The organism is Nocardia puris, from assembly GCF_003315035.1.
Classification (GTDB): Bacteria; Actinomycetota; Actinomycetes; order Mycobacteriales; family Mycobacteriaceae; genus Nocardia; species Nocardia puris.
Genome location: NZ_QNRE01000004.1, coordinates 562,862 through 586,081 on the forward strand (window position 1 = coordinate 562,862; position 23,220 = coordinate 586,081).

At 70.1% G+C, this 23,220-nt stretch carries 19 protein-coding genes; 6 read left to right on the forward strand and 13 right to left on the reverse strand.

Going from position 1 to position 23,220, the window contains the following annotated elements; all coding sequences use genetic code 11:
• Positions 1-116 precede the first annotated feature (116 nt).
• The gene (locus tag DFR74_RS15590) at positions 117-3,452 is read left to right on the forward strand and encodes an arabinosyltransferase domain-containing protein (RefSeq protein ID WP_067509746.1); all 3,336 of its coding nucleotides are present in this window, start codon (positions 117-119) and stop codon (positions 3,450-3,452) included.
• Between the two features lie 84 nt (positions 3,453-3,536).
• Entirely contained in the window at positions 3,537-3,827 is a 291-nt protein-coding gene (locus DFR74_RS15595) for a hypothetical protein (protein WP_198161750.1), read from the forward strand.
• A gap of 76 nt (positions 3,828-3,903) precedes the next feature.
• On the opposite strand, the gene DFR74_RS35980 is transcribed toward DFR74_RS15595, so the two are convergent.
• Positions 3,904-4,065 (reverse strand): hypothetical protein, encoded by a 162-nt coding sequence (locus tag DFR74_RS35980; protein ID WP_170160759.1) that lies wholly within the window; start codon positions 4,063-4,065, stop codon positions 3,904-3,906.
• A gap of 250 nt (positions 4,066-4,315) precedes the next feature.
• Positions 4,316-4,480, reverse strand: a complete 165-nt coding sequence (locus DFR74_RS37145) for a winged helix-turn-helix transcriptional regulator (protein ID WP_233444443.1) — start codon at positions 4,478-4,480, stop codon at positions 4,316-4,318.
• On the opposite strand from DFR74_RS37145, the gene DFR74_RS37150 reads away from it, so the two are divergent.
• Positions 4,403-5,101 (forward strand): zinc-binding dehydrogenase, encoded by a 699-nt coding sequence (locus tag DFR74_RS37150; RefSeq protein WP_067509744.1) that lies wholly within the window; start codon positions 4,403-4,405, stop codon positions 5,099-5,101. The two genes, DFR74_RS37145 and DFR74_RS37150, sit on opposite strands and share 78 nt — an antisense overlap.
• 204 nt (positions 5,102-5,305) lie before the next feature.
• Here the strand turns inward: DFR74_RS37150 and DFR74_RS15605 are convergent, their stop codons facing one another.
• The 7 genes from DFR74_RS15605 to DFR74_RS15630 all read right to left on the reverse strand — a co-directional run bounded on the left by DFR74_RS15605 (position 5,306) and on the right by DFR74_RS15630 (position 15,117).
• Entirely contained in the window at positions 5,306-6,142 is an 837-nt protein-coding gene (locus DFR74_RS15605) for a HEAT repeat domain-containing protein (protein ID WP_228789710.1), read from the reverse strand.
• Positions 6,133-6,690 (reverse strand): hypothetical protein, encoded by a 558-nt coding sequence (locus tag DFR74_RS15610; RefSeq protein ID WP_067509742.1) that lies wholly within the window; start codon positions 6,688-6,690, stop codon positions 6,133-6,135. Before DFR74_RS15610 ends, DFR74_RS15605 begins: the two co-directional genes overlap by 10 nt.
• Before the next feature lie 113 nt (positions 6,691-6,803).
• Positions 6,804-10,055, reverse strand: a complete 3,252-nt coding sequence (locus tag DFR74_RS15615) for an arabinosyltransferase domain-containing protein (protein ID WP_067509739.1) — start codon at positions 10,053-10,055, stop codon at positions 6,804-6,806.
• 55 nt (positions 10,056-10,110) lie between these two features.
• Positions 10,111-10,278 carry a hypothetical protein gene (locus tag DFR74_RS35990; protein WP_157115838.1) on the reverse strand — a complete coding sequence of 56 codons (168 nt, stop codon included), beginning with the start codon at positions 10,276-10,278 and terminating at the stop codon, positions 10,111-10,113.
• 26 nt (positions 10,279-10,304) lie between these two features.
• Entirely contained in the window at positions 10,305-12,221 is a 1,917-nt protein-coding gene (locus tag DFR74_RS15620; protein WP_067509875.1) for a galactan 5-O-arabinofuranosyltransferase, read from the reverse strand.
• A 632-nt stretch (positions 12,222-12,853) separates the two neighbouring features.
• A complete protein-coding gene (locus DFR74_RS15625) occupies positions 12,854-13,633 on the reverse strand; it encodes a decaprenylphospho-beta-D-erythro-pentofuranosid-2-ulose 2-reductase (RefSeq protein ID WP_067509736.1) in 780 nt (259 codons plus the stop codon).
• A complete protein-coding gene (locus DFR74_RS15630) occupies positions 13,630-15,117 on the reverse strand; it encodes an FAD-binding oxidoreductase (RefSeq protein WP_195125185.1) in 1,488 nt (495 codons plus the stop codon). Before DFR74_RS15630 ends, DFR74_RS15625 begins: the two co-directional genes overlap by 4 nt.
• Positions 15,118-15,303: 186 nt before the next feature.
• On the opposite strand from DFR74_RS15630, the gene DFR74_RS15635 reads away from it, so the two are divergent.
• A complete protein-coding gene (locus DFR74_RS15635; RefSeq protein WP_170160761.1) occupies positions 15,304-15,759 on the forward strand; it encodes a GtrA family protein in 456 nt (151 codons plus the stop codon).
• A gap of 24 nt (positions 15,760-15,783) precedes the next feature.
• Here the strand turns inward: DFR74_RS15635 and DFR74_RS15640 are convergent, their stop codons facing one another.
• From DFR74_RS15640 to DFR74_RS15650, 3 genes are all read right to left on the reverse strand, one after another.
• A complete protein-coding gene (locus tag DFR74_RS15640; protein WP_067509735.1) occupies positions 15,784-16,407 on the reverse strand; it encodes a pyridoxamine 5'-phosphate oxidase family protein in 624 nt (207 codons plus the stop codon).
• A 211-nt stretch (positions 16,408-16,618) separates the two neighbouring features.
• Entirely contained in the window at positions 16,619-18,796 is a 2,178-nt protein-coding gene (locus DFR74_RS15645) for a molybdopterin oxidoreductase family protein (protein ID WP_067509733.1), read from the reverse strand.
• 132 nt (positions 18,797-18,928) lie between these two features.
• A complete protein-coding gene (locus tag DFR74_RS15650) occupies positions 18,929-19,912 on the reverse strand; it encodes an alpha/beta hydrolase (RefSeq protein ID WP_067509732.1) in 984 nt (327 codons plus the stop codon).
• 166 nt (positions 19,913-20,078) lie between these two features.
• Between DFR74_RS15650 and rfbA the strand changes: the two genes are divergently transcribed.
• Both rfbA and DFR74_RS15660 read left to right on the forward strand, forming a co-directional pair.
• Positions 20,079-20,951: a glucose-1-phosphate thymidylyltransferase RfbA gene (rfbA, locus tag DFR74_RS15655; protein WP_067509870.1), complete on the forward strand. Its 873-nt coding sequence runs from the start codon at positions 20,079-20,081 to the stop codon at positions 20,949-20,951.
• 2 nt (positions 20,952-20,953) lie between these two features.
• Positions 20,954-21,505, forward strand: a complete 552-nt coding sequence (locus tag DFR74_RS15660) for a dTDP-4-dehydrorhamnose 3,5-epimerase family protein (protein ID WP_067509730.1) — start codon at positions 20,954-20,956, stop codon at positions 21,503-21,505.
• A 226-nt stretch (positions 21,506-21,731) separates the two neighbouring features.
• Here DFR74_RS15660 and DFR74_RS15665 read toward each other — a convergent pair whose 3' ends face one another.
• Entirely contained in the window at positions 21,732-23,198 is a 1,467-nt protein-coding gene (locus DFR74_RS15665; protein WP_084537717.1) for an MFS transporter, read from the reverse strand.
• Between the last annotated feature and the right edge of the window lie 22 nt (positions 23,199-23,220).

Genomic DNA, 23,220 nt, shown 5'->3' on the forward strand with positions numbered 1-23,220 from the left:
CCATTGCCGGGGTGACCGGTCAGCAACACGGGTCCCCTTTTCGCGTTTCGCACCGCTGTCGGCGCGGTGTGAATCCGCCGGTCGCCCCGCGCGGGCACCGGCTAGCATTTGCAACCGTGCCCGACGCCGCAACCGCTGTCTTGACAAAGCCTCCCGCCGCACCCGAGGTTCGTCCCAAGGATTTCCGCACCGCGCGAATAATCGCGCTGGTGGCCGGAACGCTGGGCGCGTTGCTGGCGCTGGCCGCGCCGTTCCTGCCGGTCAAGCAGACCACCGCGATCCTGAGCTGGCCGCAGAACGGCACGCTGGACAGCGTGCAGGCGCCGCTGATGTCGCAGGTGCCGATCGACCTGACCGCGACCATCCCGTGCGCCGCCGTGGCCGCGCTGCCCGAACAGGGCGGCATGCTGCTGGCCACCGCGCCGCCGCAGGGCGACCGGGCGGCGCTGGAGGCGCTGTTCGTGCGGGTCTCCGACAGCGCGGTCGACGTGGTGGACCGCAACGCGGTGGTGGCCTCGGCCGAGCGGTCGCGGATGGGGGAGTGCTCGGCCATCACCATCACCTCCGACCAGAACCGCACCCACGCGGCGTTCGTCGGCCTGACGAACACGGTGGAGCGCCCGGTCGAGGGCGGCGCGCCGGGTCAGGTGGAGACCGTGCAGGTGCCGGTCGAGGGGCAGCTGCTCGGTGATCTGCGCCCGCAGGTGGTGGGCGTGTTCACCGATCTGCGCGGCGATGTCCCCGCGGACCTGGCGTTCGACATGACCGTCGACACCCGCTTCAGCTCCAGCCCCACGCTGGTCAAGCTGCTGGCGATCCTGGGCGCGGTGCTGTGCACGCTGCTGGCGCTGGGCGCGCTGGCCCGCCTCGACGGCAGTGACGGCCGCGGGCACCGTCGCTTCCTGCCCGCGAACTGGTTCAAGCCCACCGCCGCCGACGGCGCGGTGATCGGCACGCTGCTGGTGTGGCACTTCATCGGCGCCAACACCTCCGACGACGGCTACATCCTGAGCATGGTGCGCGTCGCGCCGGAAGCCGGCTACATGGCCAATTACTTCCGCTGGTACGGGGTGCCGGAGGCGCCGTTCGGCTGGTACTACTACGTGATCCAGGTGTTCGCGGAGATCTCCACCGCGAGCCCGTGGGTGCGCCTGCCCGCCCTGTGCTGCGCCATCCTGTGCTGGCTGGTGATCAGCCGCGAGGTGGTGCCCCGCCTCGGGCGCGGCGTGCGCAACAGTCAGGTGGCGCTGTGGACCGGCGGCCTGGTGTTCCTGGCCTTCTGGCTGCCGTTCGACAACGGCCTGCGCTCCGAGCCGATCGTCGCGCTGGGCGCGCTGCTGACCTGGGTCTCGATCGAGCGGGCCATCGCCACCGGCCGCCTGCTGCCCGCCGGTATCGCGGTGCTGATCGCGGCGTTCACGCTGGCCGCCGCGCCGACCGGCCTGATGTGTGTGGCGGCGCTGCTGGCCGGCATCCGGCCGCTGGTGCGAATCGTGGTGCGCCGCCATCGCGAACACGGCACGCTGCCGCTGCTGGCGCCCATCGCCGCGGCGGGCCTGCTGGTGTTGACCGTGGTCTACAGCGACCAGACCTTCGCCGGCATCCAGGAGGCCAACCGGGTGCGCCAGGCCACCGGACCCAACCTGGCCTGGTACGAGGACTACCTGCGCTACTACTACCTGTTCGTGGAGACGGTCGACGGTTCGCTCTCGCGCCGCTTCGCCTTCCTGGTGATGCTGCTGTGCCTGTTCACCACCATGCTGGTGCTGCTGCGCCGCAGGCGGGTGCCCGGCATCGCGAGCGCGCCGACCTGGCGGCTCATGGGCATCGTGTTCGGCACGATCTTCTTCATGATGTTCAACCCGACCAAGTGGACCCACCACTTCGGCGCGTACGCGGGCATCGCGGGTTCGCTGGCGGCGGTGACCGCGGTCGCGGTGTCGGCGACGGCGCTGCGGGCGCGCAAGAACCGGGCCATCTTCCTGGCCGGGCTGCTGTTCGTGCTGGCGATCGCGTTCTCGGGCATCAACGGCTACTGGTACGTGTCGAGTTTCGGGGTGCCGTGGTTCGACAAGCGGATCTCGCTGTCGGGCTACCAGTCCAACACGCTCATGCTGATCCTGTTCGGCGTCGCGCTGGCGCTGGTCGCCTGGTTCACCCTGCGCGAGGAGTACATCAAGCCGCAACCGTCCGCGAAGACGGCGCGCGGCAGGCGGATTCGCAAGTTCGCCGCCATCCCGCTGACGATCGTCGCGGCGGGCATGGTGCTGCTCGAGGTCGCCTCGCTGGCCAAGGGCGCGTACTCGCAGTACCCGGCCTACTCGCTGGGACGGTCCAATATCGAGGCGCTCGGCGGCAAGACCTGCGGCTTGGCCGGCGACATCCTGGTGGAGCCCGACCCCAACGGCGGCAGGCTGAATCCGATCATCGACCCGGCCGCGCCGCCGGCCAACGGCGATCCGCTGGCGGGCGCGAACCCGGTCGGCTTCGACCCCAACGGGGTGCCCGACGACCTGTCCGCCGACGCCGTCGAGGTGAAGCCGGGCACCGGCAACACCTCCACCCAGTCGGTGGGCGCGGCGTTCGCCGAGGGCGAGAGCGCGGGCACCGGCGGCGGCCAGGGTGAGCGCGGCGTGAACGGCTCCACGGTCGCGCTGCCGTTCGGCCTGGACCCGGCCACCACCCCGATCATGGGCAGCTACCAGGAGGGCGTGCAGCAGCCCGCGCACCTGACCTCGAGCTGGTTCGAGCTGCCGGAGCGGTCCGAGGACCGGCCGCTGATCGTGATCACGGCGGCGGGGCGCATCATGTCCTTCACCGACACCGGCGATATGACCTACGGCCAGTCGCTGCGGGTGGAGTACGGCAGGCGGCTGCCCGACGGCGGCGTCGAGGTGCTCGGCGAGTACCTGCCGCGCGATATCGGCCCGTTCCCGTCCTGGCGCAACCTGCGGGTGCCGCTGGACGAGATCGCCCCCGACGCCGACGCGGTGCGCGTGCTGGCCAACGACCCGATCCTGATCGGCGACCAGTGGCTGGCGTTCACCCCGCCGCGCATGCCGCAGCTGGTCTCGCTCAACGACTACATCGGCCGCGACCAGCCGGTGCTGCTGGACTGGGCGGTGGGCCTGCAATTCCCGTGCCAGCGGCCGTTCAGCCACGAGAACGGCGTCGCCGAGGTGCCGAACTACCGCATCCTCCCCGACCGCCCGCTGGCCATCAGCTCCACCAACACCTGGCAGGCCCAGGAGTTCGGCGGCCCCCTCGGCTTCTCCCAGATGCTCGCCAAGTCCGTCACCCTCCCGACCTACATGAAGGACGACTGGGCCCGCGACTGGGGCTCCCTGGAGCGCTACGACCGCTACTACCCCAACGCCCGCCCCGCCGACCTCACCACCGGCACCCACACCCGCAACGGGTTGTGGTCGCCCGGTGATATGCGAGTGTTCTGAGCGGTGGATGCGTGAAACCGCCCGGGTGGACTTCGAGTCCACCCGGGCGGTTTCTGTTCACGGCCGGGTGCGTGCACGGCTCGGGTGCACGTTGCGTTTCACGCCAAGGTTGTCGAGCTGCCCAGGGGGTCAACGGTTTTCGTTGGCGCCGGTCTACCCGCACTTTGTCGCTACGTCGTGCTGATCGAGGACGTCGTCACGACCGGTGGTGCGGTGCGCGCCGCCGCTCGGCAATTGCGTGCGCGGGGTGCGACCGTGGACACCGTGGTGTGCGCCATCGACCGCTCGCCCGCGAGGGAACACGCGCTGGCTGCCGGTGGTGTGACCGTCCGGCCGGTGCTGACCAAGGATCTGCTCGACCGTGTGACGGATTGATCCTGCTCGGTCCCGTCCGCACCGCACTCGTACCCCACCGGGTGGCGGGGTAGGGGATGTGCGGTGGCAGGCGGGGTCAGACCTCGAGCATGCGGCGGCCGAGTTCGCGGCGCAGCACCTCTTGGGCGGGCAGGCGGTTCAGGACCCGCAGGATCGCGGGCCGGATTTCGCGCTTCTCCTCGTCGGTGAGCAGATCGACGAGATCGCGCAGATCCATGTCATCGAAGGCTCCTGTCATACCCACGAGGGTACGTATCGAAACGCGATTCGTCTCGCAATCCGCGCCCCGGTCACAGATCCTTCACACCTTCGAAACCGGCAGCGCGTCAGGACAATTCGGACGCTCTCTCGGTAACCCGCCGGTCATAGAAAACCGACCGCCCACCCTCCCGGCGGGTATTCGGATCGGCTCCCCGGTTCGGATCGCCGAGCCCGAGTTGCACGGTTCTGCGTCACGGGATATTCGGTCAAGGACGCGAGGCGTACCCCTACCGCTGCGCGTCGTAGCGGGCGCGGGCGGCGAGCACTTCGCCCATGCGGGACTCGGCCCAGTCCTTCATGGTGACCAGCACCGGGTGGAGGCTGCGGCCGAGGTCGGTGAGTTCGTAGTCGACGCGGACGGGGACCTGGGGGGTGACGTGGCGGTCGATCAGGCCGTCGCGTTCGAGGGCGCGCAGGTCACCCCGATCCCCGACTCCCTCGACGACATCGCCGCCGCCACCATCCCGCTCAACGGACTCACCGCCCTCCAAGCCCTGAACGCCCTCGACCTGCGGCCCGGCGAAACCCTCCTCGTCACCGGCGCGGCCGGCGCGGTCGGTGGCTACGCGGTCGAACTCGCTTCCGCCGCGGGCGTGCACGTCGCCGCGCTCGCCGACGCCGCCGACGAACCGCTGCTCCGCACCCTCGGCGCCGCCGAAACCCTCCCCCGCACAACCGACCTCGCGGCCACCGTCCGCACCCGCTACCCCGGCGGTGTGGACGCCGCCCTCGACGCGGCGGCACTCGGCCCCGCCAGCCTCGGCGCCGTCCGCACCCTCGGCCGCTTCGCCTCCGTCACCGCCCACACCACCCCGATCCCCTTGCGCGGCATCACGGTCACCACCGTCTTCGCCCACGCCGACCGCGCCCAACTCGAATCCCTCACGACCCGCGCCACCGCCGGCGCCCTCACCCTCCGCGTAGCCGAATCCCTCCCCCTCACCGACTACGCCACCGCCCACCAACGCCTCACCAAAGGCGGCCTCCGCGGCCGAATCGTCCTGGTGCCGTAGCCATTTCCTAGCCCGTGCCGGGTGAGCACTATTGGACGCCTCCGACAGGCTTCGGCATCGACGAGCGCACGGGCGTCAGCCGCGCCTCGGAACCGATGACCTTCGCGGCGGCGTCCAGCGCGCCGGCGGGCGGCGTCGGTGGGCACGCCGGAGCCGGGGCGGATTTTCGCTTCGCGATCAAGGGCGTGCTCACCATCGGATCGGTCAGGCCGGTGCGGGTTCCGGTGGGGGGAGTTTCTCCATGGCGCGCAGGGCCTGTTTGCGCACCGGTGGATGGGGATCGTCGAGGAACGGCTCGATGAGATGCCGGACATCGGGAGCCTTCATTTGCACCAGTGCTTTTATCGCGGCCTCCCGGGTCGGTCCACCCAGATATTTCACGGCAATATCCCGGGACCGAGCGGTTTTGACTTTGCCGAGATATTCGACCAGTGGAATGGTTGGTGAACCCACCGGGAGTTCGGCCAGAAGTCCGGCGATCTGATCGAAATTTTTTCCGGTCGCGATCGTGCGTAGAGCCAAGCATGCCCAGTCCTGCGTCCGAGTCGGCAGTGGGGGTTGACGGCGCATTTGAGCGATGAGCAGGTCGATTGCTTGCTGATTGCCCCGGGCGGCGGGATCGATCAGGTTGCGAATGAGCCCGGACCGGATGATGGCGCGATGCTCGGACTCGGGGCCGGGAATCCGTTTCTCCAGATCGGCGAGCCAGTCGACGAAGATCGGAATGCCCTGCGGGATGGTGCGTGGGCCGTTGGCCAGGTCGCCCAGCGTGTAACAGGGCACACCGACGGCGGCGAGTTCTTCCATGATGCGACGATCGAACCCCCGCTGCCCGTCCACGTAGCGAACCGGAAGATCGTCCATCCACGCGGTGCCTCCGTCTTCGCTGCCGGGGGGCATTCGCAGGTATTTGATCGGCTCATGGTGGGGATAGTCAGGAGTATCGAGCTCTTTTCGTATCAGTTGAATTTGTCCCGTGTCGATATAGCTCTGGATGGCGGGATCATTGATCACGGTTCGGTGGTCGACAATCAGCACCATAGTGTAGCCGTTGTCGCGCGCCCACTGCTGACCTGAATCGGGTACACCGATCCCGTTGATCCATAAGGGAATTCGAGATACTCATGGCGCACTTCGAGCCCGGCGGTGCGGTAGATGCCGGATACCTTCACGCCCCCGTGATCGCAGATCTCGACGGGCTCGCTGCTCGATTCCTGCCAGCCGGGCCCGTTCGCACGCAGAGTGCGGAGCGTATCGAGCGCGGCAGCGGCGGTGTCGGTGGGAGAGAAGGCGGTGAGCGTGACAGTCGCCGTGCCCATATCGGCATCCGCTGTCGGAGGGTCGAACCTGTGCAGCACAAATCCCGGTGACGGTCCCTCCGATTGCCGCTGGGTCCAACCCGGCAACCGCGGAGCCTGAAGCGTGAAGTCCTCCGCGCCCGGCTCGCTGGTGAACATCGAATCGGCGTGCTGGCCGGTGGCACAGGCGAGGTGAGATCCGGAACCCTCACTCGGCGAGTCGGGCGTCGGACCGCCACACGCGACAAGCCACAACACCGACACGCTGATCGCGAGAGCGCGCTTCACCATGGATCGAGTTCTCACGACTCCACAGCCTATTCAGCAGTGGGCCGTTGCTACGGCCGGTGCACGTTCTTCGTGATCGACGTCCGAGCGGGTCGGATGTCGTGGCCCCCTCATCCCTACCGCACCCGGATGGGCGCATCTTCCTCTCGCCCACCGCGCGAAACCTGGTTCACCGTGATCTCGGCGGGGACCGCGGTGGGGTCGTAGGGGGTGAAGCGTTCGAGGGAGCCCCAGTCGCGGCCCCAGTCGTCGGCGAGGTAGGTAGGGACGGAGTCGGCGCGCAGGAGGAGTTCGGTCCAGCCGAGGGGGCCGCCGCCGATGTCGTCCTGCCAGGCGTTGGAGGCGTCGGAGCCGACGCGGTCGGGCAGGATGCGCCAGGCCGGGGACTCGGCGACGCCGTTGTGGTGGGAGAAGGGCCGCTGGCAGGGGAAGGCGAGGCCGACGTGCCAGTCCAGCAGCACCGGATCGGTGTGGCCCACAACGGAATCCAGCGTGGCCAGGCGGGGGAGGCGGGGTGGGGTGACGGCCAGCCACTGACGCTGGGTGATGTCGTTGTCCACGGCCACCAACCGCACCGCGTTCACCTCGGCGGGCAGTGCGTCCAGCGGGACGCGCAGCGTGCGCCACGAGGGCGCGGGCCCGATGTCGAGCGGGTTGATCGCGCCGAGCACGTCGACCGAACCGTCGGCGGCGCGGGTGCCGTACTCGACACGCAGTTCCTGCCCGTAGGTTTCGACGCCGTCGGCATCCACCGACTTGATGCGCCCGGCCGCCGTGATGGCCAGCACCCGGTAGGCGGGGTCGTCGCGCACGCTGTCGGCGAGGTCGAGCCGGTACCACTGGGAGGTCAGCGACGCCTGCCGCTGCTCGGACTCCTGGAAGGAGCCGAGCACGGGCGTGCGGGCCGCGTCCAGCCCGAACGGGAGCGCGACGGTACTGCCGTTGATACCCGCCTGTTCCGTTGTGCCGCCGCCGGTTCCGGCGCCGGTGGTGTCGGTGGTCTTGTTCTCCGAGCCCTGGTTCACGGAGTTGGCTGCGCCGGTGACGGTTTCCTCGGCGTCGGCGGTGAGGTCGGAGGCTACGCCGTTGGGGGAGAAGCCGGTCGACTCCGCGCTCAGTCCGTCGGCGGGCGCGCCGTCGTAGGGCAGCAGCAGCGAGTCGGCGGTGTCGGTCTCCACCAGTACCTCGTCGGCCAGCGCGCACGTATCCCCGGTCAGGGAGCGCAGATTCGACTTCGTGATCGAGTACGCCGGGTACTGGGTGACGGCTCCCTTGGCGAGCGAAGCGATTTCGAACAGCACCAGCAGCGCGGCCGCGATGGTCAACGGCACCGAGGCGAGCCGGTCGAAACCGTTGGGCGCCGTGGCCTTCTCCCGCTTGTAGGGCTCGCGGAAGTGGAACCAGACGGCGAAAAGCAGTGCCACACCGGTCAATCCGAGGAACAGCGTGGACAGTCCCTTGCCCGCGACGAGCGGCGCCTTGTCCCACCACGGCACACCGTAGCTCGACACGTACCACCAGCCGTTGGACCCGGTGAACGTGATCGCCAGCAGGAACAGCACCGCCGCCGCGAACAGCGCCCGGTTGCGCGGGGAGCGGATCGCCGCGCTGCCCACCGCGACGGCGGCCAGCGCCGCCAGCGAACCCGCCAGTCCCGCGTACACGCCGAAGTGGTGGGTCCACTTGGTCGGCGTGAACATCATCAGGGCCAGCGACGCGAACACGATGCCGAGGATGCGCACCGACGGCCCGCGCGAGGTCCCCGGAATCCGGCCCTTGCGCAGCACTTGCAGCACGCAGACCAGCAGGCACAGCAGCATCAGCAGCACGCCGAACCGCCGCGCCAGCGACCCGTCGGGGGAGAGCATGAGCAGCGAATCCCAGCGCGTGCGCTCGTCGAACCACGCCACGTTCGGCCCGACCTCGGTGCGCACCCGGGTCGCCTCCATCACCGTCGACAGCGTCTGGTCGGCGAAAACCACGATGAGCACGACGGTTCCGGCCGCCAGCCCCGGCGCGATCAGCGCCGCGTACCGGAACAGGGCCTGCCCGAACGACATTCCGCTGGTGGCCGCGCGCTTGACGATGATCTGCAAGACCGGCCGCGAGCCCGCGATGAGCGCCGCCACGCAGATCAGGCCGGTCGGCCCGGCCGCCAGCGAGAACGCGGCGATCAGCACGGCGATGGCGGCGGGCAGCAGGCGGCCGGTGGCGATGGCGCGCTCGATCGAGCACCAGGTGAGCAGCGCGCCCGCCGCGATGAGCGGTTCGGGCCGCAGGCCGTTGTCGTAGGGGAGCCAGAACGCGAGGAACACCAGACCCGCCGTCCACAGCGCCACCCGGTGGCGCCGCACGCGAGCGCCCAGGCGCGGCAACACTTCCCGGCTGATCACCAGCCAGCACACGATGCCCGCGAGCAGCGTGGGCAGCCGCATCCAGACGCTGGCGGTGGAGATCGACGTCATCCAGGCCAGCACCTCGTAGGACCAGCCGAAGGGTGCCTCCGGCACCGCGAACCAGCGGTAGTAGTTCGCCATGTACCCCGACGGCCCCGACGCGCGCGCCATGTTCAGGATGTAGCCGTCGTCGGAGGTGTTGGCGCCGATGACGTGCCACAGCGCCAGCGTGCCGAGCACCGCGCCGTCGGCGAGGGTGAACCGCCACCAGTGCGCGGGCAGGAAGCGGCGCGCGCGCCTGCCGTCGGAGGTGTCGAGCAGGTGCAGCGCGACGAGGGCGACGATCGTGCTGAGCGCCGCCAGGATCATGGCGGCGAGTTTGATCGTGCTCGGCGTGGAGGAGAAGCGCGAGTCGATGTCGGCGCGCAGCCGCGCGCCGGTGAGCTGCGCTTCGTCCAGATCGGTGAACACGCCGACGATCTGCGGCCGGATGTCGCGGGTGACGGTGTTGCGGAACGGCGTGCCGTCCTCGCGGTTCACGCCCGTGAACTCGACGGTCGTCGCGGCGGCGTCGGCCACGATCTCGACGGTCGAGCACCCGCCGATCTCCTCGACCGGAGCCGACAGCATCGGCACGTCGCGTTCGATGACCGACAACTCGCCGCCGTTGACCGCCACGACCACACCTTTGGCCGTCGCCTGCCCCGACTCCGCCGGAATCGTGGACAGCAGCGTCCGGTCCCCGCCGGCGAGCAGCCCGCACGGCAGCGAGACCTCCAGCCGCAGCGGCACATACGACACCAGCGGCGCCTCGACGCTCGACGCCTCCGCCTGCGGCCACTCCAGCACCGCCTGGTCCTGGCGCACCGGCAGCAGCGGCGTCAGTAGCGCCAGCACGAACCCGATGAGCCCCGAAACCAGGGCGATCAGGCGGAATCGGGTGAACGCTCGAGTCGATCGGTCCGGTCGCACGATCAGTCATGCTAGCCACACCCCGGCCCCCGCCCGGCACCGCGCGCCGGGGGAGCTACCCGGGGTGGACGGAGGTCCGGCGGAGCAGGAGCGGGCAGACGATCGCGGCGAGGGCGAGCACGCCCGCTCCGGTGGCGGCCGCGCCACCGAGACCGTCGAGAAAGGCGCTGCGGGTGACGTCGGTGAGACCGGCCGCGAGGTCCGGTGGCAGCTGCCCGGCCACGTTCGTCGCGGCGCCGAGCCCGGGAGCTAGCGGTTGACGGTGACGAGGGTGAACGGTCCGATGTCGGTCTTGGTGAACGCGTCCGAGTCGAAGAGGGATTGGGGGAACGCCACCGTGTAGCGCTCGACGTTCGGGTCGTTCGGGTAGACGTCGCGCGCCAAGCGCAGGGTGTAGGTGTCGGCGCCGCGGCGGAAGAGGAACGCGTCGGGCGCGCGGTAGGGGGTCGCGGCGAGGGCGTCGAAGAGGGCTTCGGGGGTTTCCAGCTCGCTCCAGCTCTCGATGAGGGCGGCGCGGTCGGCGAAGTTCGCGAGCGGGTTGGCGTAGTGGGAGGTCAGTCCCTGGAAGCCGAAGTACGGGTGGAAGGCCAGGAAGCTGGTGTCGGCGGTGAGCACCACGGTCTCGTCGTGGGGGCGGCCGGTCCGCGCCCGGAGGGCCTCGTCGATCTCCGCGTAGTACGACACGGCCGAGGGCGGACGGCGGTCGCCGCGCTCGCCGTCGCCGTCGGTGTCGGTGTAGGCCGTGGTGATCTCGGGGGCGAGGATGGCCGGGATGTGCTGGGTGAACGCGAGCGCGCCCAGCACCGCCACCGCGACGACGGCCACGCGAAAACGCTCCGGCTCGTTGAACGCCTGGTAGACCGCCCGCGCACCCTCCACGAACCCGAACGCGCCCGCCGCCGCCAGCAGCGCGTAGAGCGGGACCTCGAGGCGGAACGAGAGCAGGGTGGTCCCGGCCACCGTCGCCAGCATCGACAGCAGCGTCCACAGGTAGATCGCCACCACCCCGATGCCGAGCGCCTGCGCCCGCCGCGACGACCCGGCCCGGACCACCAGCCAGATCGTCCCCACCAGGCAGAATCCGCCGAGCAGGGAGAACTCGACCATCGGCAGCGGCAGTTCGGCCCCCGACGCGGGCAGATAGTGCATCGCGGTCCCCGAGCTGGGCAACCCGGAGGTCAGCGCCTCGACCAGGAACGGGAGCCAGCAGACCAGCGCGACGAGGCCGGCGATCGCGGCGATGGAGACGAGACGGATGAGCGGAGGGACGGCGGCCCGCCACGCGGGGGCAGTGGATTTCGCGGGAGAGCGCACCGCGATGCCCGCCGCCAGCAAGCCCATCAGCGTCACGGCGAAGGCGGCGACCAGCAGGTACAGCGTGTAGAAGTTGGCGGCGATGCCGAGCAGGAGGCCGGTGCCGAGCACCGCGCCCCAGCCGCCCGCCGTGCGCGGGGACGGCGCGCCCGCGTCTTCCTCCGGACGGTGCAGCGCGCCCCACGCCAGCACCAGCATCGGCGGCAGCAGCAGGGCGATGATCGCGCCGTAGATTTCCGGCGAGCCGTAGGCGACGACCACGGCGGTGGTCGCGGCGGTGACGGCGACCGCCCAGTCGGCGCGGATGAGCCGGGTCCACAGCACGAGCGCGAGCACGGCCGCCACCGCCAGCGATCCGATCGCGTACGGCTTGAACGCCTCCCACCCGTCCATGCCGAGCGCGTTCGCGACCCGTCCGCCGATCCAGAACCACCCGGCCGGGTAGAACGGCGGCAGGTCGATGTAGGTCATATCGCGCAGCGCGGGGCTGTCGGTGAGCCGCGTCAGGTACTCGGTGCGGAACTCCTGGTCCACCGAGACGCCGTGCAGGTACAGCTTGGTGGCGGCCAGCGGCATCCCGAGCGTCACCGTGACGAACGCCGAAACACCCGTCCACGACAGGATTTTCGCCACCCACGGCCACCGGCGCGCCCGGATCAGCCACACCGCCGCGATCAGCAGCGCCGCCGACCCCACCTGTCCGACCGTCGTCAGCGCCCGCGTCACATTGGACGAGTTGAACGCGGGCCACTCCACCAGCGAGAACCCGAACAACCCGACCGCCGCGACCACCATCGCCACGGCGACGGCCAGCGCCGCCTCCCCGAGCGCGGACCCGATATGCCTGCCCAGCACCGGAATCCGGCCGCCCTTGGTCTGCGACTGTGTGGCGCTCAACGAATCACTCCGTCCTGCCGAGCGGGCGTACGACCCGCTCCCTTGGTCGGTCTCGGCCGTCCCGGCCGCGTCCAGCCCGCCGCGGCGGGATCGCGACGATGGTATCCATCGGGCCGCCCCCGCCGACATCGCACCGCACGGCCCGCCGGTCCGGGTGCGGCGACTCGGCGTCGCGCGGGCCCGCCCGATATTCGGCGACGGTCAGGCCGGCGCGGCCCTGCCCGGTACCCATCCGGGGCGACATCGCGTCGTACCGCCCATCCGACGTCCGGGTGCGGCGACCAAGCCCTGCGGCGGGCGGCCCCATGTCCGGCCGAGACCAAGCGTCGTGCGGGCGCGCCCGGTACCCGGCCGGGCGACACCGCGTCGCACGGCCCACGACCACCCCGACGCCGGATCGCGCAGCCGTCCCTCGGCTCCCGAGATTCGCGCCGTTCGGTGCCGGATCACCGCCACCGTAGCGACGGGCCACGAGTGCGAGCGAGCGGCGAAATCGGGTGCCGCGTCGATGGTTCCGGCGAACGGCAGCTGACGCGCGAGAACCCGCCGAGGCGTATCCGGCTCGGCGGGTTGGGCGTCGGTTCCGCTCAGAGCGGGAGCTTGCGGAAGATCGGGCGCGGCACGTGGCGCAGCGCCGACATCAGGTAGCGCACCTGGCCGGGGGCCCAGATGAGCTCCTTGCCCTTCTCCGAGGCGGAGACGGCCAGCGCCGCGACGTCTTCCTTGTCGACGGTGAAGGGGGCTTCCTTCGCGCCGGTGGCCTTCCAGTGCTCCAGCGTGGTGGTGGTGCGCACCTGGCCGGGCCGGATGACGAGCACGCGCGGCCCGTGCGGCCGCAGCGCCTCGCCGAGGCCCAGGTAGAAGCCGTCCAGGCCGGCCTTGGTGGAGCCGTAGACGAAGTTGGAGCGGCGCACGCGCTCACCCGCCACCGAGGACATGGCGATGATGCGCCCGTAGCCCTGCGCCTTCATCTTCTCGCCGACGAGCACGCCCACCGACACGGCGGCGGTGTAGTTGATGCCCACCACCTGCACGGCCTTGCGCTGGTCCTGCCACAGCTGCTCGGCGTCGCCGAGCACGCCGAACGCGACGATCGCCACGTCCACGTCGCCGCCGGCCCAGGCGGCGTCGATCACCTTGGGGTGGCTGTCGGTGTCGAGCGCGTCGAAGTCGAGCACCTCGACCGTGCTCGCGCCGGCCGCCTCGGTCTCGGCAACGGCCTTGTCGCGCAACGGATCACCCGGCAGCGTGGCCAGGATGACCCGGGCGGGGCCCTTTTTCAGGTACTCGGCGACGATCGCCAAGCCGATCTCCGAGGTACCGCCCAGCAGGAGAATGGACTGCGGGTTGCCTACGGCATTGATCACTGAAGCTCCAGCCTTCTCGCCATATCGGACATGAAAACGCCTGTGGGGTCGACGGTTCGGCGGACCTTGATCCACTCGTCGATCCGGGGGTACATCTTGTGGAAGGTCTCGGCGGTGGTGCGCGAGTCCTTGCCGGTGTAGAGCCGGCCGCCGAATTCCAGGACGCGCCGGTCCAATTCGGTGACGAACTCGTTGAGCCCGGGGCCGATGGGGAAATCGACGCAGATGTTCCAGCCCGGCATCGGGAAGCTCAGCGGCGCTTGGTTTCCCGGGCCGAACAGCTTGAACACGTTGAGGAACGAGTAGAACCCGGACCGCTGGATGTCCACGATGATCCGCTTGAACTCGTCCACGGACTCCGGCGGAACCACGAACTGGTACTGGAGGAATCCGTTGGAGCCGTAGCCGCGGTTCCACTCGCCGAGCATGTCCAGCGGGTGATAGAACTGCGTCAGGTTCTGGACCTTGCCGCGGTAGGTGCCGGACTTGCGGTACCAGAGTTCACCGATCGGGGTGAACGTGTACTTGTTGGCCAGACCGTTCGGGAACACGTCGGGCAGCGTCAGGAACGTCTTGCCGGTGAATCCGAGCGGGTTCTTGCGCAGCTTCTTCGGCAGCTCGTCCAGTTTGGCGAGGTTGCCCCGGGAGATCGCCGCGCGGCCCAGCTTCGGTGCGGGGCTGATCGCGTCGAACCACGCCGAGCTGTACTCGTAGCGGTCCTCGGAGCCGTCGCTGTGGAAGGCGATGGTGTCGTCCAGCGTCGGCGTCACGTCACCGTCGGCGATGAAGTACGCCGTCTCGGTCGGCGTCATCTCGATGGTCGCGCGCAGGATGATGCCGGTGAGCCCGCAGCCGCCGATGGTCGCCCAGAACAGCTTGGCGTTGCGCTTCGGCGTGATGTGCTGCACGGTGCCGTCGGCGGTGAGCAGTTCCATCGAGCGCACGTGGTTGCCGAAGCTGCCCGCGCTGTGGTGGTTCTTGCCGTGGATATCGGAGCCGATGGCGCCGCCGATGGTGACCTGCCGGGTGCCGGGCAGCACCGGCACCCACAGCCCGAACGGCAGCGCGGCCTTCATCAGCTGGTCGAGGGTGACGCCGCCGTCCACGTCGACCAGGCGGGAGTCGCCGTCGATGCGGTGGATGCGGTTGAGCGCGGTCATGTCGACCACCAGGCCGCCCGCGTTCTGGGCGTTGTCGCCGTAGGAGCGGCCGAGGCCGCGCGCGATGACGCCGCGGCGCAGGTGGGCGGGCTTGCTCTCGTTGTCCTCGGCGACCATGGCCACGGCCTTGGCGATCACCTCCGGATCGGAGGTGGCGAGCACTTGTGCGGAGGTTGCTGCGGTGCGACCCCACCCGGTCAGCGCGCGGGTCACGGTGGGCAGCGCGTAGGCGTCGGCGCTCGTCGCGCCGGTCTCCTCGCCGCTTACCGTCCCGCCGGCACCGTTCGTCGTGGTGGCGGTCGAAGCTTTCGTGGACATCGGCATAGAGGCTACATGCATGACGAAACAGGGGGAGGATCTCGCGGTACTCGCGGGTATGGGATGCGTCTCGTCGGTGGACGCGCGGGCTGCCGCCCGGCAGCGCCTATTAGGCGTACCTCCGCCTTCGCTCCGGCCGTGCGCGGTGTACAGGCGGGCTGCCGCCCGGCAGCGCCTATTAGGCTCGCTCGCGTGAGTGCCGAACCCCACCTCCCGCTGCCCGCCGAGCTGCCGCTTGTCGACGAGCCCGGCGGCACGGACGTGGACCTGAAGACCCAGATCGTCCGGTTCACCGTCACCGGCGGCCTGTCGGCGCTGGTGGACTTCGGCCTGTACGTCCTGCTGCTGAACGTGGTGGGGTTGCCCGTCGCGCTGGCCAAGTCGCTCGGCTTCCTCGCGGGCACCACCACGGCCTATCTGATCAATCGTCGCTGGACCTTCAAGGCCCCGCCGAGCCGCAAGCGGTTCGCGGCGGTGGTGGCGCTCTACGCCACGACGTTCGCGGTGCAGGTGGGCATCAACCAGGTGCTGTTCCACGTGCTCGGCGACTTCTGGTGGAAGGTGCCGCTGGCGTTCGTCGTCGCGCAGGGCACCGCCACCGTCATCAATTTCGTGGTGCAGCGCGTGGTGATCTTCAAGATCCATTGACCGTCATGGCCCGTTGACGGGATCTCAGGCGAGCGCGGCGGTCTCCTCGGCGCGGGCCTGCGCCTTGACGCCGAAGTAGTCGCCGCCCTTGGCGCGCACGTTGTCGGTGCCCCAGTCGCGCACGCGGTCGGCGGGCACCAGATGCGGGATGTGCTTGCGGCAGTGGATGTAGGCCTCTTCCACATCGACCACCACCCACACTTGCGCGGCGCGGCCTTTCACCGGGGGCGGCAGTGCGGGCACGCTCTTTCGCAAATGTGCGTCCTCAACGATGCGCGCCGTGCCGTTGACGTGCAGGCCGATCAGATCGCGCACGAAATCCAGCAGGAGAATGCCGACGTGCGGGTTCTCCAGGATGTTGCCGAGACTGGCCATCACGCCGTTGCCCCGGTATTCGGGATAGGCGATCGTGCGCTCGTCGATGACGTGCAGGAATCCGGGCACCCCCGCGCGGAGACTGTTGTCGCATTCGCCGTGCTTGTCGGCCGTGGCGACGAACGCCATGTCCATGCGGCCGATGAACTCGATCATGGTCTCGTTGAGATGGTCGAGCATCTGGTCGTCGTAGAATCGCTGCGCCCGGTCGGTGGTGCCGAGCCGCTCCTGTAGTTCGTGCTCGCCGTCGCTGCCATACTGTTTGCCGGACATGCGCGCCCCTCTGCTAGCCGGATTCGGCAAGGTCCGGGGCGATTCGCCGGTGGATCGACCCGGGCCGAAATCTCACCCATTTTAGAGGAATCCGGTCGCGTCAATACGCGAAATCGCATTCGCCGAACCGCGCCGGATACCCCCGGGCGCCAACGGAATTCCGGCCGGAGATTCAAATCCGACCGGCCGGAATTCTTTTCGGAAAGCGCGCTCAGGCCGGAGCGAGCGTGACCGGCACGCCGTTGAACACCGCCGTTCCGGAGGGTGCGTCCACCACCGAATCATCGGTCAGCGCATTGGCGTTCACGCCCGAGGTGGCATCGGCGACGGATTGCGTGCCGGTGGCGTGGCCCCAGCCGTGCGGCAGGCTCACCACGCCGGGCATGATCGTCTCCGTCGGCTCCAGGGCGACGGTCACCGCTCCCGCCGCCGACTTCACCACGGCCCGCTCGCCGAGCCCGAGCCGCGCCACATCGCCGGGGTGGATCTGCAAGGTGCACCGGTTCGATCCGCTCACCAGCGTGGGGACGTTGTGCATCCAGCTGTTGTTGGAGCGCAGATGGCGACGGCCGATGAGCACGAACTCGGGCGCGTCCTCGGTGAGCCGGGCGCGCAGCCGCGCCACGTCGGCCAGCAGCGGCTCGGGTGCGACCTCGACGCGTTTCGAGGCGGTGCGCAGCGCGCCGGGCAGGCGCGGGGTGAGCGGGCCGAGATCCACGCCGTGCGGATTGTCCAGCAGCACTTGGAGATTCAGGCTCCCGCCGTTCCATTCGCCGTGCGGGCCGAGGCGCAGCATCAGGTCGATGCGCTGTTCGGTGCTGTTCGCGCCGTGCAGGTCCGGGCGGCGTTCGGGGATGCCCGCCTTGTGCAGCATCCCCGCGATGACGAGTTCGTCCAGCTGCCCCAGCGGGTCGCCGTCGTGCGGTGCGCCGGTGAGCGCCGCGCCCAGGCGCGCCAGCACCGCCGCCTCCGACGGCCGGTCGCCCAGCGGCACCAGCGGCCGCGAATAGCGCGCGTAGTTGCGCACCGCGAACTGGAGCAGCGCGAAATCGTAGTGCGGCGACTGGAGTTTGCGCGGCGGCGGCAGGATCACATCGGCGTGCCGGGTGGTCTCGTTGACGTAGCGGTCCACGCTCACCATGAACTCCAGCCCGGCGAACGCCGCGTCCAGGCGCGGGCCGCTGGGTGCGGAGAGCACCGGGTTGCCCGCCACCGTCACCAGCGCACGGACCTGTCCCGGGCCCGGTGTGGTGATCTCGTCGGCGAGGGTGGCGACGGGGAGTTCGCCCATGGTTTCGGGCAATTCGCGCACGCGACTGGTCCAGCGGCCGGTGCGGAACGGTTTGGTGCGCGCGATGGCGCCCGCGGCGGCGGTGGCGAACATGACGCCGCCGGGGGAGTCGAGATTGCCGGTCAGCACGTTGATCACGTCGACGAGCCACTGAGTGAGCGTGCCGAATTCCGCTGTGCAGGTGCCGATCCTGGCGTAGACGGCGGCCGTGGGCGCGCCGGCCAGTTCGCGGGCCAGGCGCGCGATGGTGCCGGCCGGTACGCCGGTGCGCTCCGCCACTACTTCTGGCGGGAATTCCGCTGCGGCGCGGCGCAGTTCGTCGAGTCCGTTCACCTCGACGCGCACGTCGGCGAGATCCTCCGCGAAGAGCGTGTGCACGATGCCGAACAGCAGGTACGCGTCGCTGCCCGGCCGCACGAAGACGTGCTCGTCGGCGATCTTCGCGGTGCGGGTGACGCGCGGATCGACCACCACCAAACGCCCGCCGCGCTTGCGCAGCGCCTTGAGCCGTCCGGGGAAATCCGGTGCGGTGCAGACCGATCCGTTGGAGTCGAGCGGATTCGCGCCGAGCATCAGCAGGTAGTCGGTGCGGTCCAGATCGGGTACGGCCACCGCCATCGGGTCGCCGAACATCAGCCCGCTGGCCACCTGTTTGGGCATCTGGTCGGCGGTGCTGGCGGAGTAGATGTTCTTGGTGCCCAGCGCCCGGATCAGCATCGGCAGGTAGAGCGTGCCCGCGATGGTGTGGGCGTTCGGATTGCCCAGGTACAGCGCGGCGGACTGGTTGCCGTGCGCGGCGACGATCGGGCCGAAGCGCGCGGCGATATAGTCGAACGCCTCGTCCCAGGTGGCGACGCGGCGTTCGCCGGTGGCGCGGTCGCGGATCAGCGGTTCGGTGACGCGGTCGGGGTCTTCGTCCACGCGGCCCAGGCTCGCGCCCTTCGGGCACAGGAAGCCCTTGCTGAACGGGTCGAGTTTGTCGCCGCGCACGGCGGTGACGTGGTCGTGCGGGTCGAGGGTGATCTCGAGGCCGCAGACCGCCTCGCACAGCGGGCAGGTGCGCAGCAGGTTGCGGGACAGGTCTGTGATCCGGGCCATATCCCATCTTGACCCGGCGCGGGCGGCGCCGGAACCCCTATTTGCGACATTTCTCGACAATGTCGCATAGCGGAGAATCCCGCCCCGGACGCGGGGCCCGGGGCGGGGTTCGACTCGTCCGGCCGACCGTGGTCAGGCCGTCCGAGCCCGCTCCACCTCCTCGAGCCGAGTGCGCACGAAGCGCGCGACCCGTCCGAGCGCCGCCCTGCCCTCGGGCAGATTCGGCGCGATGCTCATGAACGCGTGCACCTGCCCGCGCCAGAGCTCCAGCGTGTTCGGCACCCCTGCGGCGTCGAGCCGCTCGGTCATGAGCTCGCAGTCGTAGCGCAGCACTTCGTCCTCGGCGGCCACCAGCAGCACCGGCGGCAGCTCGGCGAGGGTGTCGTTGACGGGCGAGAGCAGCGGATCGAGCAGGCCGTCGCGCTCGGCGCCGATCCGCACCACGGCCTCGATCGCCGAGACCGGGATGTACGGATCGAGCGCGACATTGCGGTACGCGCGCTTGGCGGCGTAGTCGAGATCGAGCAGCGGGCTCAGCCCGACCAGTCCGGCGGGCGCGGGCAGTCCGTCGCGCAGGGCGCGCAGCGCGGTCGCGAAGGTGAGGTAGCCGCCCGCCGAATCGCCAGCGAACACGATCCGGCCCGGGTCGACGCCGTGGGCCAGCAGCCAGCGGTAGGCGGTGAGACAGTCCTCGATCGAATCCGTGATGGCGCGCCCCGGCAGCTGCCGGTATTCGACGTTGACCACCGCGAGTCCGGTGCGCCGGGCCAGGCTGGCCGCGACCGGCCGGTGCGTCTCCAGTCCGCAGATCGCGAAACCGCCACCGTGCAGATACAGCACCGCGCCGTGGCGCAGGGCGCGCGCGGCGCCGGACGGGCGCACGATCTCCATCCGGAATCCGGCCAGGCGCACCTGTTCGCGTTCCACGCCGCGGGGGCTCGGGCGCAGGCGGGCGAGCCCGTCGATGGCGGCCGCGCCCACCGGGATCGTCACGCGGGTGATGGGGGCCGCGCGCAGCAGCGGGCGCACCACGCCACGGCAGGTGGCCAGCAGGAACCGGGCCTGCGCGCTCGGACCGTGCGGGTTCATCACGACCGGGGCACTGATCGTCGCCATGGCACACCTCCCTCATCGAGGCGCGCCCGAGTGCCCGGCCACGCCAGTGTGATCCGTTCCCTCTCTATCGACCGACACGCCCGGTGGCGAAACCTCCGTGACCGATTCGTGCGCCAGTCGGAACCTCCCCGACTCCGGAACCGGCCCGGCTGGCACACTCGGGGGCATGCGCGGAATCATCCTGGCGGGCGGCACGGGTTCCCGGCTGCACCCCATCACGCGCGGGGTGAGCAAGCAGCTGGTGCCGGTCTACGACAAGCCGATGGTCTACTACCCGCTGTCCACCCTGATGCTGGCGGGGATCACCGACATCCTGGTGATCACCACCCCGGAGGACGCCGAGGCGTTCACCCGTCTGCTCGGCGACGGCAGCCGCTTCGGCATCTCGCTCAGCTATGTGGTGCAGCCGGAACCCGACGGCCTGGCCCGCGCGTTCGTGCTGGGCGCGGACCACATCGGGAACGAACCGGCCGCGCTCGTGCTGGGCGACAACATCTTCCACGGCCCCGGCCTCGGCACCAGCCTGCGGCGCTTCGAAAGCATCTCCGGCGGCGCGGTCTTCGCCTACTGGGTCTCCGATCCCACGGCCTACGGCGTGATCGAGTTCGTGGACGGGCGCGCGGTGTCGATCGAGGAGAAGCCGAAGGTCCCGCGCTCCAACTACGCCATCCCCGGGCTGTACTTCTACGACAACGACGTGGTGGAGATCGCCAAGGGATTGACGCCCTCGGCGCGTGGCGAATACGAGATCACCGACGTGAATCGCGCCTACCTGGAGCAGGGCAGACTGCGGGTGGAGGTGCTGGCGCGCGGCACCGCGTGGCTGGACACCGGCACCTTCGACTCCCTGCTCGACGCCGCCAACTATGTGCGCACCATCGAGGAACGGCAGGGTCTCAAGATCGGCGTGCCCGAGGAAGTGGCCTGGCGGATGGGTTTCATCGACGACGAGGGGCTGCGCGCTCGCGCTGAACCGTTGGTGCGCTCCGGCTACGGTAGCTACCTGCTGGACTTGCTGGAGCGCGGACGGGATTGGTGAGCATGGAGTTTCGAGAACTGGCGGTGCCCGGCGCGTGGGAGGTGACCCCGCGGCTGTTCCACGACGAGCGGGGCGCCTTCGCGGAATCGTTCAAGGCCTCGGAGTTCGAGAAGGCCACCGGCCGCCCGTTCGATCTGCGCCAGGTGAACGTGTCGGTGTCGGCGGCGGGCGTGCTGCGCGGCATCCACTACACCGAAAACCCGCCCGGCCAGGCCAAATACGTGACCTGCGTGCGGGGTGCGTTCCTGGACGTGGTGGTGGATCTGCGCCCCGGTTCGCCGACCTACGGCCGCTGGGACAGCGTGCTCATCGACGACGTGGACCGCCGCTCGGTGTTCGTCTCCGAGGGGCTCGGCCACGCCCTGCTCTCGCTCGAGGACGACAGCACGGTCACCTACCTGTGCTCCCTCGAGTACACCCCCGAACTGGATCACGACATCGACGCCTTCGATCCGGTGCTCGGGATCGACTGGCCGACGGCCGGCCGCGACGGAAACCCGTTGACCTACAGGCGTTCCCCGAAAGACGAAGCGGCCCCGCCCTTCTCGCGCTGAGCGGCGGGCGTTCGGCCGCCCTCGCCAGGTCGCCGGGACGATCTCGGTCAGACCGCCGCACCGATCGCGCCAGGTCGCCGGGACGCTCGCGGCCAGGCTTCCGGAACGCTCGCGGCCACGCTGCCGCAACCATCGCGGACGCCCGCCCGCACACCCGCTATCCGGACGCGGCGACACCCCCGGTCCCAGCCGCCGGGGGTGTCGCACGTTCGCCGGCCGCTGCGGATCAGCCGACGAGTTCGGGCGCCGGTTCGGTGACCGGCTCACGGGTGGCGCGCCCGGCCACCAGCAGCGGGACGATCGCGACCAGCGCGCCGACGATCGTCACGCCGGTGACGAAGTACAGGCCGGGCCGGAAGGCGTCGAGCGCGGCCGCCGCCGAGGACTCCCCGTGGGTGACGCCGGAGGAGATGAGCGCCGTGGTCACCGCCAGCACGATCGCCGCGCCGACCTGCATCGACGTCTGGAGCACGCCGGCCGCCAGGCCCTGTTCGTCGTCCTCGATACCGCTGGTGGCCTGGATGTTGATGGCCGGGAACCCGACCCAGCCCATGCCGATCAGCAGGATCGCGGGCAGCAGCATGGTCAGGTAGGCCGGTGCGGTGTCGACGCGCAGGAACAGCACGTAGCCGATGGCCATCAGCGTCAGCGTGACCGCGATGACGCGCCCGGTGCCGAACCGGTCGACCAGCTTGTCGGAGTACACCGCCGACAGCGCCACCAGGATGCCGGTCGGCAGCAGCGCCATGGCCAGCTTCAGCGGTGACCAGTCGAGGGTGTCCTGCAGGTAGAGCGTGACGATGAACTGCCAGCTGAAGAACGAACCAGCCAGCGCGACCACGGCGATCGCGGCCCGCACCAGCGTGGTCTTGCGCAGGATGCCCAGCCGCACCAGCGGGTGGCGCAGCCGCCGTTCCACCGCCACGAACGCGGCGGCCAGCGCGAGCACGCCGACGAACGAGCCGAGCGTGCGCGGCGTCGTCCAGCCCACTTCTGGCGCGCTCACCACCGTGTAGACCAGCAGCAGCATGGCGCCGGTGGAGAGCACCGCGCCCAGGATGTCGTGGCCGCCCTCCTCGGCGGGCTTGTCCTTGGGCACCAGCACGTACGCGGCGGCCAGCGCGGCCAGCGCGATCGGCACCGGGAGCAGGAAGGTCCAGCGCCAGCCGATGCCCGTCATCAGGCCGCCGAACAGCAGCCCGGAGGAGTAACCGCCCGCGCCGAAGACGGTGTAGATCGACAGCGCCTTGTTGCGGGCCGGGCCCTCGGCGAACGTGGTGGTGATGATCGACAGGCCGGTCGGCGCGGTGAACGCGGCGGCCAGGCCCTTGATGAACCGGGTGAGGATGAGCAGCGGGCCCGAGCTGACCAGCGCGCCCGCCAGCGAGGCGAGGGCGAAGACGGCCAGCGCGATCAGGAAGACCTTGCGCCGCCCGAGCAGATCGGCGGTGCGCCCGCCGAGCAGCAGCAGGCCGCCGAAGCCGAGCACGTAGCCGCTGACCAGCCACTGCAGCGTCGAGGTGGACAGGTCGAGATCGGCGCCGATCGAGGGCAGCGCGACCCCGATCATCGAGACGTCGAGGCCGTCCAGGAACAGGACGACGCACAGGGTGATCAGCATGCCCCAGAGCCGGACGGGCCATCTGGTCGGATCGGTCGCCGCGGCGGCCGAGAGCGTTGCCGGTGAATTCATGGGATGGGACATTACATGCGTG